The sequence below is a fragment of the Roseivirga sp. E12 genome (genome assembly GCF_017592825.1).
Classification (GTDB): Bacteria; Bacteroidota; Bacteroidia; order Cytophagales; family Cyclobacteriaceae; genus Roseivirga.
Genome location: NZ_JAGFMD010000002.1, coordinates 149,333 through 163,503, shown reverse-complemented (window position 1 = coordinate 163,503; position 14,171 = coordinate 149,333). Strand labels below are relative to the sequence as shown.

Genomic DNA, 14,171 nt, shown 5'->3' with positions numbered 1-14,171 from the left:
ATCTAATTTCTTCCTGTTGGAATCAATCAACGGTAAAATAGTAAAACTTGCCCTAAGACTGCCTTGAAATTTATTAAAAAGGATTTAGTGCCTTTGTATATAAAGCAACGAACCTTTTAACGAGAAGGCATTAACTTTAGGTGATAAAAAGAAAAATATGCGCAAACTGGCAGTGATTAGTAGTGGTACCAAAGGCATTGGGAGAGCGACAGTAGAGAAGTTTCATAGGGAAGGTTATGATATAGCCACTTGTGCAAGAAGTGAAGAGGATTTGCTAACACTTAAGGCTGAATTGGAGGGAAAGAATGGGCCAGGAAAGGTTTATATGAAATCAGCTGACATGTCTGATAAGAGGCAATTAGAGGCGTTTGCAGACTTTGTTAAAGCTCACAATCAGCCCGTAGATGTTCTATTAAACAATACAGGAGTTTTCGTTCCAGGTTCGGTTCATGAAGAGGATGAGGGTAACCTTGAACAAATGATTGAAACCAACCTTTACAGTGCCTACTATCTCACACGAGCCTTTATACGTGATATGAAGAAAAGGAAAGAGGGGCATGTCTTTACCACCGGTTCCATTGCGGGTATTCAATCTTATGCGAATGGAGGAAGTTATTCTATCTCTAAGTTTGCTTTGCACGGATTTACAAAAGCCCTGAGAGAAGAGATGAAAGAGTTTGGTGTTCGAGTGACGTCAATCCTTGCTGGCGCAACATATACTGCTAGTTGGGAAGGGATAGAATTACCCGAAGATCGATTTATGAAGGCCACTGATGTCGCAGACGCTATTTATGGGGCACATGCACTATCTAAAAATACAGTAGTAGAAGAGATAATACTTAGACCACAGTTGGGAGACATTTAGAGAGTCGACTTATTTGCAACAAATTCCCTCATTTCAGGTTAACTTTGAAGCAATCAGAAAGCCATGAATTCTAGTGTAGCCTCGGTCAAAAAATACTGCAATAGCTTAGTCAAATATAGCCGTAGAAAGTCGATTCCAGTTAAGGTTGGCGATGTGACCATCGGTGGTGACAATCCCATTGTTGTACAATCTATGACCACCATAGATACCATGGATACCATGGGTTCGGTTGAACAAACCATTCGGATGGTTGATGCTGGTTGCGAGCTTGTCCGAATTACAGCCCCAAGCCTAAAGGAAGCAGAGAACCTCAGGCATATCAAGGCTGAATTAAGAAAGAGGGGATATGATGTTCCGCTGGTGGCTGATATTCACTTTACGCCTAACGCTGCCGAATTAGCAGCGCAGATCGTTGAAAAGGTGAGGGTCAACCCAGGCAATTACGCTGATAAAAAGAGATTTGAGAACATCGAGTATACCGATGAGACCTATGAAGCAGAGCTTGATCGAATTAGAGCACGCTTTACTCCCCTAGTCGAACTTTGCAAAACACATGGTACTGCCATGAGAATCGGCACCAACCATGGCTCCCTTTCCGATCGGATTATGAGCCGCTATGGCGATACAGCCCTTGGAATGGTTGAGTCTGCTCTGGAGTTTCTAAGGATTTGCGAAGACCTAGACTTTGACCAGATTGTTATCTCTATGAAGTCGAGCAATGCCCAGGTAATGGTAGAAGCTTATCGACTTTTGGTTCAGAAATTAGATGAGGAGGGCTTAAAGCCCTATCCCTTGCACTTGGGAGTGACCGAGGCTGGTGAGGCCGAAGATGGTAGGATTAAATCGGCCGTGGGTATTGGCACCTTGCTAGAAGATGGTTTGGGTGATACAGTAAGAGTTTCCTTGACAGAAGAACCGGAGTTTGAAGCGCCAGTGGCTCAAAAGCTAGTGGATCAGTATACCAGTCGTGAAGGACATGATGTCATTGCCGAGATTGATGAAAACCCTATTGATCCATTTGCCTATCATCGCAGACAGTCAAGAGAGGTCATTAATATTGGAAATACCAATGTTCCAAGGGTGATGGCTGATTTCAGTCAGTTGGAAGAGGTATCTGTAAAGAGTTTAAAGACTATAGGTCATTTCTATCTCCCAGAACCCGACAAATGGACCATGAATGATCAAGGTGCCGATTATGTCTATTCTGGCAATAGGGCCATCTCATTTATGCTTCCAAACGGAATTAGAGAGGTGATCGATTACCCAGCATGGGAACAACTCGAAGACAAAAAGAATCGTCATCCATTGTATACCCTCGAACAGTTACAAACTGCCGAGACTTGTGATGACTCATTGAATTTTTTAAAACTTGAAGATCATCAGTTAGATACTGAAACAATGTCTGTTCTTGAGGCAGATAATCTTGTGGTGATTCTCAATACTCAAAATAGGCATGCAATGCCTGCGCTGAGGAGGTTCTTTTTTGAACTTGAAAAGCGAAAGTTACAAGTGCCTGTCATCATTGAAAGGCAGTACGAGATAGAAGATGAAGAGACTTTCCTTATCCAGGCATCAACGGATGTTGGAGGCTTGTTGGTCGATGGCTTTGGTGATGGTGTGATGCTCAGTGCTTGTAAAGGTGATGGGCTTGATGTGCTAAAACTTAAGAACGAAACCGCATTTGGTATTTTACAGGCAGGAAGGACTAGAATGACAAAGACAGAGTACATTTCCTGTCCTAGCTGTGGAAGAACGCTTTTCGACCTTCAAGAAACTACTGCCATGATCAGAAAGCGTACCGATCACTTGAAAGGCGTGAAAATTGGCATCATGGGATGCATCGTAAATGGGCCTGGAGAAATGGCGGATGCGGATTTTGGTTATGTCGGTTCAGGGAAAGGAAAAATCACCCTTTATAAGGGGCAAGATGTTGTGAAAAGAGGAGTGCCATCTGAGCAGGCGGTTGATGAATTGATTGAGATCATTCGTCAGGATGGCAAGTGGATGGAACCACAAACTATAGAAGGATAAGTTATGTCAGAAGAGAAGAAGAATACTGAAGAAAATGAAAGAGTGAAGTTGTCTGCTAAAGAGGCATTTGACTTTGGTCCGCTGCTTGGTTATTTCTTTCGCAAGAAGGACCCAAACCGCCCGACTAACTTCAATTTGAAGATGATGCATGGTGTGAATAAAATTTCAATCATCATGTTTCTTATCGCTTTGACCGTGATAATCGCCCGCGCCATTTCGCGAAGCATGTAGTTTATAATTCGATTTTTTTGACTTATGTATATCGATGAATTTAGAGACTATTGCCTGTCAAAACCAGGTGTAACCGAAGACACGCCATTCGGGCCAGATACTTTGGTAATGAAAGTGATGAACAAAGTTTTTGCAATCACAGGGATTGTGGAGTATGAGTTTATCAATTTGAAGTGTAATCCGGAAAGGGCAGTAGAATTAAGAGAAGAGTTCGAAGGTATTCGACCAGGGTGGCATATGAATAAGGTGCACTGGAACTCTGTTTTTACAGATGGATCTGTACCGGAAAACCTGATGCGAGAATTGATCGACCATTCTTATGAGCTGATTGTGGCCAGCCTACCAAAAAAACTCAAGGAAGAACTTAAAAATCTCTAAGGAATCAACTTCACCACATAGTTGTGTAAGGAATAGTTATCATAACTATTGACACTTAACTCTATCCAGCCCAGATACCTAGTTGAACCAATATCTATTCGGACAGCAATGAATCTATTCTGTAGACCATTCCACAAACCTGTTACCGTTTGACCAGAGACTTCTGCTAAAGGTAGTGTGGAGGCATTAACCCAAGTTTCTGAAGTAGCTGTCACTATATCGCCACTATTTAGGGCCTTAATATCCCCATTACCATCTACCGAAACCCGAACATCTACAGATTCTGTATTTAGTGTGAGTCCCTTATTCCCATTGAATTCTTCATAAGCGCTCAAGACAATATCAGCAGTCTGATCAAAGTTGATGTCCAGTTGACGAGGTGTTATATGAACCTGATCGAGTGATAAGACAATGGGGCTGGTCAAACCCAGAGATACAATATTAGCACTGCTGTCGTCACCCATTATCAATTGACGTTGTTCTTCGGTGATTCCTCCATCATCATCGCCACAGGAAACAATGGAGAACATCAATAAAGTGAGTAGTAGGATTTTGTTGCGTTTCATATTTAGGGTTTCAATCAACTAACTAGGTCTGCCAGTAAAGAGTTTGAGCCTCAATTGGGTTTTCAAATGGAGTTTTTTCCTCTTGGCATTTTTCATATCGAGCCCGGATGGCATTATACCATTTCGCCTGCATGTCAGGATCTCCCATTAGCATAAGTGGAGGATTGTTATTAAGCCCTTCTTTAAGTTTCTTGAATACGTCAACATCTTGTTGTATGAAAGTATCTGCAAACTTGTGGAAAATAGGTCTCAGCACCTTGAACCAACTGATATCAGTGTATATGAACTGGGTGAGTTCAGTAGTGTTCTCGTTAACCGGTGTCAGTGTGGTCATTATTAAAATGACTTTTTCGCCTACGGTGAGGTGTTCAATTCTAATGCCTGGTATTTGAAAGCTAATTTCCGTTGTCTGCTCTTTCTTAAGGATTTTATAAGCAGCTGAGTTTTTAGAAGGGGTATGCCGAACCATTTTGAAGCCGAGATGGCTTGGTGCAAATTTTTTCTCCTTCAGCTTGAGGTTATCGCTTTTTCTAAAAAACCATGACTGATGTACAAATGGAACGTGAGCTGGGTCTATCAAGCCTATAACCGAATGATCTAGACTACAGTCCATGGGCTTGGCTGTAACCAAGTCGAACGATTTATCCTTATCCAAAGGGAAATGGGGAAAGAGACTTTCGTCAATGTCTTCAGGCTTCCTCATATCACGAGGCAAATAGATCAATACAAGGCCGTGAACTTCTCTAATAGGGTAGTAGGGTGCCCTGACTTTGCTTACATCCAGCTTAGAGTTTGGAGGAAGTGCTGGGATTTTTGTGCAGGTTCCATCGGTTTTGAAGCGCCATCCATGATAACAACATTGAATTTCGCAGCCGTCAAACTTTCCATAAGTAAGTGGAATTCCTCGATGTGGGCACTGATTTCTAAGGGCGAAAGCTTTGCCGTTTTCATCCCGACCTAAAAGGATTTTCTCACTATCGATTTCCTTTTCGATGGTCTTGCCTTTTTTTAGGACACTTCCATGACAGGCCACATACCAAATATTGCGGAGGTTATTCGACTTGCTTGCTTTCATTCTGCAACAAACATAATGAATAAGATGCTTATTGGTATATGATTAAAATCAGAGTATTTCTAGCAAGGCATTTTTATCCAGAACTGTAGCGAATTCTTCATTCAGACTTGCGAGAGCTGTTTGATGGACTAACTCTGCTTCAAAAACCTCACCATTAAGACCTTTTCTGTCAAAGGTGGCTGTTGCATCTGATATCAAATAAACATCGAAACCGAAATTACCAGCCATGCGAGTAGTGGTAGACACACAATGGTTGGTAGTAAGCCCAGCGATCACAAGTGTATCAATTTTTTGATTCTCTAGTCTCTCCTTAAGGTCTGTGCCTATAAACCCTGAATTCACATGTTTAATTATTAGCGGCTCTCCATCGATTGGTTTGAACTCATCGAGCATTTGAAAACCTGGCTTGCTCTCATGGAGTTCGGATGCTGGATCTGTCGAACTGTGGATTACATGGAAGACAGGTAAGTTTTTTGCTCTCCAAGTTTGCAGCAGAGCATGGGCTACCTTTTCAGCTTCAGGGTTATTGCGGTTACCTCCCCAGTGTTCGGTGTGTTCCCAACCTTTTTGAAGGTCGATAAGAATTAAGGCGGTGTTTTTTTCTATGAGGCTCATATTGATTTTTGAGTCCCAAAAATAACAGCTAGTCTTTAATGATTGACTCTAATACCTTTAAGTCTCCGTCAATTTCTGGCAGTTGTGTAATTCCCAAGACCTTAGCAATCATAGGATATACGTGGATATTACGAAACTTACCGATTGTTAAACCTGATTTGAAGTTTGGACCATAGGCATAAAAGATGGCACCCATGTCATCTGTCTCATCTGGGTCAAATCCATGCTCTCCACGGAATTCTTGATTGGTGATAGCTCTTTGTTTTCTTGCTGAGGAGCTTAGATAGTGCCCTGGATTGATTTTAATAAATAGATCACCCACGCGATCATGAGTGCCATAGTTCCAATGTGCAGGCATCTCAGACTTGAAAAATACTTCAAAGTTGTCACTGTCATTCCTTGCTTTTAATTGCTTAGCAATTTGCTCAAGGTAAGCTCTGTCATCAGAATAGAAATGACCATGTGCGCCATTGCTCACGAATCGAAATTTTTCTTTATCGAAATCCTTAAGAAGGTCTGAAACGGTGAGGTAAGATTCTTCCTTAGGTGTGATTTCGTTCATGCCGTGATCTGAAGTAATGATCACATTGACTGGCAGGTCAACAGTTTTAAGCTTTTCCATTAGTAACCCAATAAGTCTGTCTGCCTCTAACACTACTTGCTTGGTTTCATCAGCATTTGGACCAGTTGCATGGCCCTGGCTGTCTACTAGGGAAAAATAAAGGGTTGTAAAGTGAGGACGCTCTGCCTCAGGAAGGTTCAACCAATCGATAGCAGCATTGATTCTTGTCTCGTTAGCTACATTATCATCATAAATGTGATAGTAATCAGGATAGCTTCCCGTAACAGGAGTTTCAGACCCAACCCAAAAATAGGAAGCGGATTTCATTCCGTTCTGCTGTACCAACTGCCATAAAGGAGTGCCTCCATAAAAGGCCGTGTTCTCCACGGCAGATCTATCTCTGATGCTATACTGGATATCTAAATTACGGTCATAGAAAGAATTATCTACCAAGCCGTGATGATCAGGGTAAAGTCCGGTGACGATCGTATAATGGTTTGGAAATGTTTTACTCGGATAGGATGGAAGCATTGCCTCAGCACTCACTCCTTGACTAATAAGTCTTTTGAGGTTTGGTGCATCAAACTTTTCGACATAGTCATGCCTGAAGCCATCCAACGATATGAGAATGACATAGGGCGCAGTCACTTTATCCTGAGTTTTGGCCACAGAGACAAAGCCAATCACTGCCACAAGAAGGATTAACTCAAAATGCTTTTTCACCACGCGATGTTTCGAAAGTAAAGGTAGTATGAAGGATATGCCCATGTGATTTTATAACTGTTAAGCTTCTATTAATAAACGTAGAGAATTGTTAATCCAAGTAATCGAGATTGAAATCCAAAGTTAGTGCCAACTGGTTCATCAAAGTCTTAGCCAAGCCTTTGGTACGACTCATTTCATATTTGTAGAAGAACTTCATGGCATGAATTTTCCCCTCCATTGCGGCTTTTTCATTTTGATCCTGACTTAATTCTTCATGTGCGGCATTGGCAATTTTTAGCCATTGCCATCCGATGATTACGGTTCCAAACAAGTCCATAAAGACAGTGGCGTCAGACAAGTATCTTTCAAAGTCACCTTTTTTGACGATTGGTGCAAGTTCTGTTAATACCTGCTGGATCATTTTTAGGTTTTGTTCTAGCTCTGTGGCGTAAGTATGAAATGCCTCAATCTGTGATGCTGTGTCAATGGTTTCCGTGATCTCTTCCGCTAACCACTGCAAGACCTTACCATTTTTCAGATTAACCTTTCTACCCAATAGATCGAGCGATTGGATACCAGTGGTACCTTCATAAATAGAGATAATGCGGATATCTCGGTAATACTGCTGAAGAATAAAGTCCTGACAAAATCCATAACCACCCAGTACCTGAAGCCCTTGACTTACAGATTCAAGCCCCTTTTCGGCAGGGTATGTCTTGACAATTGGAGTCAGCAGTTCGAGCAACAGATGGTATCGTTCCTTGGCTTCGCCTTCGGCCAATTGTTCCTGGTCTAGATAATGTGAAGCCTGCAAAACTAAGCTTAATGATCCTTCAACTATGGCCTTTTGATGAAGAAGCATCCTTTTCACATCGGGATGATTGATAATTAAGGTCTGGTCTTGTTGCAGGTCCTTGTTGCCAGTAGCGGTGAGTTTTCTGCCCTGAGGGCGCTCTTTTGCATATTGTAAGGAGGCATAGTAAGCTGCAGAAGCTATGCCAGCACCCATTCTGCCTGTAGCTATCCTAGCTTCGTTCATCAACTGGAACATGTAGCTAAGACCTCGATGCTCTTCACCTACTAACCATGCTTCTGAATTTTCGAATGCTAGATGAGACGTGCAATATCCTCTTTGTCCAAGTTTTTCGAATTCACCAGCAGTGATGACATGATTGTCCTCGAGTTGCCCTTTTACAAGTTTGTATTTCGGCACTACAAATAGGGATACTCCCTTGGTTCCTTCTGGAGCGCCATCGATTCTTCCTAAGAGCAGGTGGATGATGTTATCGGCAAATTGATGATCTCCTGAAGAGATAAATATTTTCTGACCATTAATTAGATAACTCCCATTGGCCGTTGGCGAAGCACTTGTGGTAATATCTGACAGTGAGCTCCCTGCTTGTGGTTCTGTTAAGCACATAGATCCGGTCCACTCCATACTGAGCATCTTGGAGAGGTATTGATCTTTCAAGGCTTGACTACCAAAGGTGGCGATCAGGTTGGCAGCACCTGTCGTTAGTCCCAAATAACCGGTTACATGGTTGTTGGCGGCCTCCATGATATAGTAGGCAGCATGGAAGAGCGTGTTGGGCATCTGTAAACCACCATCTTCTTCATTGAAAATTGAAGCAATGAGTCCGAGATCTCTCGCTTGTTGAAAGATGCGTTCGAATTGAGGGTGAATAGTAATCTTTCCGTCCTTAAAGAATGAAGGCTTCTCATCCATCTCCTTGATGTAGGGAAACAGCTCCGCATCACTGAGTGATTCAATGGAATCTAAAAACATATCCACAGCCGTACTATCATAGGCTGAGAACCGCCCCTTACCTAAAACACTATCCGTCTCATGAACCTGATGGATTAGGAATTTGAGCGTTTCTAAATTGGTATATTGATTTTGCATGTGCTTTCAATTAAAGTAAAGGTGCTAAAAGTCTACAGACGGACTCTTTCAATTTCTGTCTAAGACCACGCTTTCGCCAGTCTTCAAGGGTTATTTGGATGCATTCCAACTTGTCTTCTTCAAACTGATCATGAAGAGTTTCTACCAGATCCTCATCGTACAAGTAAGTATTTACTTCATGATTCAAGTCAAAACTCCTGTAATCCATGTTGGCAGTGCCTACTGAGGCAAAAGTCTTGTCTATCATGATCACTTTAGAGTGAAGGAATCCTTTTTGATAGTAGTAAATGTGAATACCTGCTTCCAAAAGCTCTTCTATAAAAGAAAGCGAAGCGGCTTGTACAATCCAAGAGTCCGACTCATAAGGAATCATTAGTTCAACTCGTACGTCACTCTTCGATACGGTTGTAATTGCATCAAGGATGCTTTCCGTAGGTATAAAATATGGAGTGGCGATTCTTACTACTGATCGCGCTGAAGTAATAGCAATTAGGAATGAATCCATTATACTGGCTAGTTCCCAGTCTGGACCACTTGCATTAATCTGTACACAATGACCTCCAGAATTTGAGAATTCCGGGAAGTACTTCTGCTGGTTTTCTAGTTCGTGCTGAATAACAAACTGCCAGTTTAAAAAGAAGAGGAACTGTAATGTTTTAACCGCTTCACCTTCAATCATAAGGTGGGTGTCGCGCCAGTATTCAGGATGACTTCCGTTGTTGATGTATCGGTCGCTTACATTGATGCCCCCGGTGAAGCCGATTTTCCCATCAACAATGAGTATTTTTCTGTGATCTCGATAGTTAATCTTACTTGTAAAGGACGGGAAGAGGACCGGCATAAATTCAACCAACTGAATCCCACTTGCCTTCAACCTTTTGAAGAAACTCTTTTTCAGAGCTAGAGACCCCACGCCATCTACCAACATTCGCACTTCCACGCCTTCTTGTGCTTTCTGAATTAGGGCTTCAGCCAGTTCGGCACCTATGGCATCGTCTTCGAAAATATAGTATTCTAGGTGTATATGGTCTTTGGCATTTTTCAATGCCTTCATCATGACTGGAAATTTTTCTTCCCCATTCCTCAATACCGTCACCTTATTATTAAAGGTGAGAGGAGATAAATCGTTTTTCAAAAAACGAATCAGCTTCTCGAATTGACCATAAGGTCTGATCACATCAGGGCCTAATTTTGTCTCTTGGTCAAGATGTTCTTGAGCATATAGCGGTCCGAAAGCCTGATTTATTAAACCTCGCTTGGCAAAGACCTTTCTTTTTCTTTGATGCTGCCCAAAGAAGAAATAAATCAGCACTCCAACGATTGGTAGTAATAATAAAAGCAGTAGGTAGGAGTGTGTTTTGAGTGGGTTTCTATTCTCCAGCAGTAGGTTGATCACCACAAAAAAGATGATGACGTAGTACAGCGGAAGTATGTATGGTGAGATGATTTCCCAAACGCCAAGCATACCTAAAGATAGCCTACTTCAACATAGATTTTATAAATGCTGTACCAAAATCCAGAATTGGTGTGGAAGACATAATCTTGAGTTCTTCCTTGAGGGATGTTTCCTCATCGAGAAATTTGAAAAAGGCTTTCGCACCATTTTTCTTAAACATAGGTGTGAAAACCTCGTCTCCTGTGTATTTACCAGAAGCCAATACATTCAATAAGGTAGCGTCATACTTTTTGAATCTGGCTTTTTGAAAAGGCAAATCCTTCAAAGGGTCAATTCCTTTAGACAGATTGTCGACCATCTTAGTAATGATCTTCTGCCCGCGCAGAAAGGTATAGCCGGTGGAAGGTTTTGCGAAGCCACCATTGATGCCTATCCTGATCACGTTTTCACTGACTCTCATTTGAAAACTGTAGTCTGTCATAGGGATAACGCCAAACTCTTCTTCCTTGACCTTATAATTGGTTATGCCTAGCCTTTTGACGTAAGTCTCCAGTCGATCTGTGTATTGATCTTCTTTTAGTAGTGATTTACTAAACACAGTATATTCTACCAATGCATTGTGTGCATCGAAGGGTAGTACATAACCAAAACGACAATCACCCTCCTGATCAATGCTGAAGTCCATGTAGGTGCAGGCATCAGGGTTGAATGCTGGAGATTCGGACGTGATGAAATAGCCCTTAAAGTGCTGTAAAAGGGTAGTGACTGGTTTTTGCTGGAGTTCCTGATGATTGAAAGTACTGTCGAAGACAATACTGCCTAGATACTCATTCTGATCTGTAATTACCTTGCCACTTGATTCTATGGACTGGATTTCTTCTTTTACCCAAGTAATCCGATCGTCTTGAGATAAAGACTTCTTGATGTATTCATAGAAATCAATACCCTGAATCAACTTATATGAGTAAGGATCGATTTCGTAAGTCTCGTTAAAACCAGTCCCAAAAAAAGAGGCGTGCTTCCATGATTTATGGACCAAATGCTCAAAGAGGTTCTCGTTTTTTTCCCAGAAGCACCACGTTCTATCGTTTTTTGACTTATCTTCCCTATCAATAATCAGGATTGACTTATCAAAATTCTGCTTATTCTTCGACACATAAGCCAGGGTAAGCCCAGCGGCACCCGCTCCGGCAACTATATAATCGTATTGCTTCATTAGTCAATAAACTTACAATGATTATCAATCATTTCAGTTTGTATGGGTGATAACCATATTGGTTAATGCTATGTTAAATAAATCTTCAGGTCGATTTTAATTAATCGTTTTGAAAACTTAGTAATATTGTGCCCCCTTTGGGGGAAATCGAATGAACAAAACAATCTTCATAAGTCTACTGGCTATATGCCTGTTGTCTTCGTGTACAGTACAAACGATGTGCCCAGCATATCAGTCCGCTTTTGTCTTTGACCAAAAGGAACAAGACGGACTCTATTCACTATTTACTGTCTTCGAAGGTGATACGGTACCTAAAAGGCCACTTGGTTTTCGCTACAAGGCGGATGGCGATACGCTTATGGAGAAATTCATCAACGGGACCAAGGGAAGAGGCTTTAGAGTTCAGAGTGGTCGGATTCACTCTTTTGAAAAAGCTGGTTTCACCTATGAAAACAGGAGGAAAGAGAAACTCTGGGCCAAAGTATTTAATGGTAGGGAAAAACCAGTACTGGAAAACCCATACCTCTTTGATCGTATCGTTAAAAAGCGTCCATTCTATAAATTGGATAACCTAGAGTCTAAGTTGATTCATTTTAATCGTACCGAATATGATTCTTTGGTCAAAGCAATATTAAATAGTTCGGATACAACAACTCATACCAGGTTGATGGAGGAGATGATGGTCCTACCACCTGCCATTCAAGTACAGTATGCCCCGATTCTCCGAGGTGGTTTTAACGTAGAACAAGAGGCTTACAATAAAAGATTTCAGGAGTACTTCTTAAAAATTGAAGAAGCCAAAATCGAAGACTTGTCTGACACCACCGGTTTGATGGACTTTGGATATGATACATTGGCAACGGATACGGTTGCTAAAAAGAAAGGACTCTTCGGTCTATTCAAAAAGAAAAACAAGCCACCTAAGCCTAAGAAAGAGCGTAAGAAGAAGGCCAAAGATGAGAATAATGAAGGCTTGATTCCGGATGAAAAAACTCAATAAGATACTTTACAAGATCAAAGACTGGATAACAGTTTTTTAGACATCTGATTTCTTTTTCAAATAAACTCTCCATAAAAATGGTTGATTGTCAATAGGCTAGTGTGAAATCACTTTAGTTATCTAAGAAGGCCTTCGGTTTATAATAGATGTTTTTTTATGAGTGGTTGGTATAAGCCTATTTTTATGAGGCTACTTATGTAGAAGTAAATTATATTTGAAGATATTGAATAATATTTAGAATATGTCCACTATAACACGAATTTTCATTCTCTTATTTTTATTAACTAATGTGTTTGTTTCCAGCGCTTTAGCTCAAAAATTTGAGTTTAAACCAGGCGTTCTTTTCCCTAAGGAAGGTGCTCCAATAAGCGGTTTAGTTAAGTATGATTATAAAAGTAGTACTTCTGTAAGGGTTGAGTTTAAGGAATCTGAATCAGGAGAAGTTCGCGAGTTCGCGCCAGATGATATTCAGGGATTTGAATTTGAGAATAATTCATTTGTGTCCAAAGAAGCGGTACTCAACAGTGCAATTGGTAAGGGCAGTGTTTTTGATGGGCTCCCAGATTCAAATGATGAGAAGGTTTGGGTGTTTCTTCAAAAACTAGTGGGTGGATCCAAAACGTTATATGTACATACTGATGAGCTAGGCATAACAAGGTTTTTTATTGATCGCGAAGGCGAGACAGAGTTATTAAACTATGGCCTATATAGTGGCCTTAATGTGAAGAATGAAATCGTTAGGAGTTCAATTAATGATTATAGAGATCAGTTAGAATCATACCTCACTGACTGTCCGAAAATCACCTCGCTTCTGCAAAAGGCAAACTACAATCAGAAGCGGTTAGTATCTATTTTTAAAGAATACACAACATGTGCTGAGAATACTGAAATTTCTTTTTTTAATGCAGCCTTTAGAAAGAAACCAGAGCTTTCTTTTCTAGTCGGGATGACATTGAATGAAATCAGTTTTTCTGATGGTACAAATAATCAATCCTCACCTGATGCGTCAATTCTCGCATTGAAGTATGACCCTACACCAGGGATTGCAATTGGCATTGGGCTGAATCTTGATCTTGTGAGAAGTGGAAGTCTATCACTTGAGTCTTCTCTATTATACACCACGTTTAGCTCCGATGGAGAAAGCACAACAACAACAGCGCTCGCTACAACCATGCTCACTTCTTCGATTAAGTATACTTCTATACGATTCAATTTTTTACCAAGATTTAACATGCAATTAGGTAAGGTTAAACTGTTTATTAAGGGAGGTTTCTCAATAGGATCTCTATCCGTTGATGAAGACGAATTAATGATAAGAACTATTACCAGCTCCAGAGATTTTGAACGAACTACCAGATTAGTCGATCCGGATCAATTTTTCAGTTCATATGCGGCCAGAGTGATGGGGTTGGGTGTAACAATTCGAGAAAAGTTAACCTTTGAGACTCGACTTGAGTTAAGTGGTAGTTTACATGGAGTGCGTGATTTGGCATCTGATACAAAAAGATATTATTTCCTATTGGGATATAATCTTTGATAGGACTAGATGGACCTCGGTAACATTAGGTCTGTGTCGAGCAGGATTGAAATTTTTTTTTAAATAGGGTAGGGTATTTCAATGGGTTACG

At 40.9% G+C, this 14,171-nt stretch carries 13 protein-coding genes; 6 read left to right on the top strand and 7 right to left on the bottom strand.

Features of this window, described 5'->3' with window-relative positions:
* The first annotated feature begins 157 nt into the window (after positions 1 to 157).
* The 4 genes from J4E76_RS08350 (at position 158) to J4E76_RS08335 (ending at position 3,505) form a co-directional block, all read left to right on the top strand.
* Complete coding sequence (locus tag J4E76_RS08350) at positions 158 to 865, top strand: SDR family oxidoreductase (protein WP_208503051.1); 708 nt, start codon at positions 158 to 160, stop codon at positions 863 to 865.
* A gap of 63 nt (positions 866 to 928) precedes the next feature.
* On the top strand, positions 929 to 2,896 hold the full coding sequence (gene ispG / locus J4E76_RS08345; protein WP_208503049.1) for a (E)-4-hydroxy-3-methylbut-2-enyl-diphosphate synthase: 1,968 nt from the start codon (positions 929 to 931) through the stop codon (positions 2,894 to 2,896).
* Positions 2,897 to 2,899: 3 nt separating this feature from the next.
* On the top strand, positions 2,900 to 3,127 hold the full coding sequence (locus tag J4E76_RS08340; protein ID WP_236017337.1) for a DUF6728 family protein: 228 nt from the start codon (positions 2,900 to 2,902) through the stop codon (positions 3,125 to 3,127).
* 24 nt (positions 3,128 to 3,151) lie between these two features.
* Entirely contained in the window at positions 3,152 to 3,505 is a 354-nt protein-coding gene (locus J4E76_RS08335) for an MmcQ/YjbR family DNA-binding protein (protein WP_208503047.1), read from the top strand.
* Here J4E76_RS08335 and J4E76_RS08330 read toward each other — a convergent pair.
* The 7 genes from J4E76_RS08330 to J4E76_RS08300 form a co-directional block, all read right to left on the bottom strand.
* Complete coding sequence (locus J4E76_RS08330) at positions 3,502 to 4,071, bottom strand: hypothetical protein (protein WP_208503045.1); 570 nt, start codon at positions 4,069 to 4,071, stop codon at positions 3,502 to 3,504. The two genes, J4E76_RS08335 and J4E76_RS08330, sit on opposite strands and share 4 nt — an antisense overlap.
* A gap of 22 nt (positions 4,072 to 4,093) precedes the next feature.
* Positions 4,094 to 5,146, bottom strand: a complete 1,053-nt coding sequence (locus J4E76_RS08325; protein ID WP_208503043.1) for an aromatic ring-hydroxylating dioxygenase subunit alpha — start codon at positions 5,144 to 5,146, stop codon at positions 4,094 to 4,096.
* Between the two features lie 48 nt (positions 5,147 to 5,194).
* Positions 5,195 to 5,761: a cysteine hydrolase family protein gene (locus J4E76_RS08320; protein WP_208503041.1), complete on the bottom strand. Its 567-nt coding sequence runs from the start codon at positions 5,759 to 5,761 to the stop codon at positions 5,195 to 5,197.
* A gap of 28 nt (positions 5,762 to 5,789) precedes the next feature.
* On the bottom strand, positions 5,790 to 7,046 hold the full coding sequence (locus J4E76_RS08315) for an ectonucleotide pyrophosphatase/phosphodiesterase (protein WP_208503039.1): 1,257 nt from the start codon (positions 7,044 to 7,046) through the stop codon (positions 5,790 to 5,792).
* A gap of 91 nt (positions 7,047 to 7,137) precedes the next feature.
* Positions 7,138 to 8,931, bottom strand: coding sequence for an acyl-CoA dehydrogenase (locus J4E76_RS08310; RefSeq protein WP_208503037.1), 1,794 nt, complete (start codon positions 8,929 to 8,931; stop codon positions 7,138 to 7,140).
* A gap of 10 nt (positions 8,932 to 8,941) precedes the next feature.
* Positions 8,942 to 10,396, bottom strand: coding sequence for a cardiolipin synthase (cls, locus tag J4E76_RS08305; protein ID WP_208503035.1), 1,455 nt, complete (start codon positions 10,394 to 10,396; stop codon positions 8,942 to 8,944).
* Positions 10,397 to 10,409: 13 nt separating this feature from the next.
* Entirely contained in the window at positions 10,410 to 11,543 is a 1,134-nt protein-coding gene (locus J4E76_RS08300; RefSeq protein ID WP_208503033.1) for a lycopene cyclase family protein, read from the bottom strand.
* Positions 11,544 to 11,694: 151 nt separating this feature from the next.
* On the opposite strand from J4E76_RS08300, the gene J4E76_RS08295 reads away from it, so the two are divergent.
* Both J4E76_RS08295 and J4E76_RS08290 read left to right on the top strand, forming a co-directional pair.
* Positions 11,695 to 12,543, top strand: a complete 849-nt coding sequence (locus J4E76_RS08295; protein ID WP_208503031.1) for a hypothetical protein — start codon at positions 11,695 to 11,697, stop codon at positions 12,541 to 12,543.
* 241 nt (positions 12,544 to 12,784) lie between these two features.
* Positions 12,785 to 14,080: a hypothetical protein gene (locus J4E76_RS08290; protein WP_208503029.1), complete on the top strand. Its 1,296-nt coding sequence runs from the start codon at positions 12,785 to 12,787 to the stop codon at positions 14,078 to 14,080.
* The last annotated feature ends 91 nt before the right edge of the window (positions 14,081 to 14,171 follow it).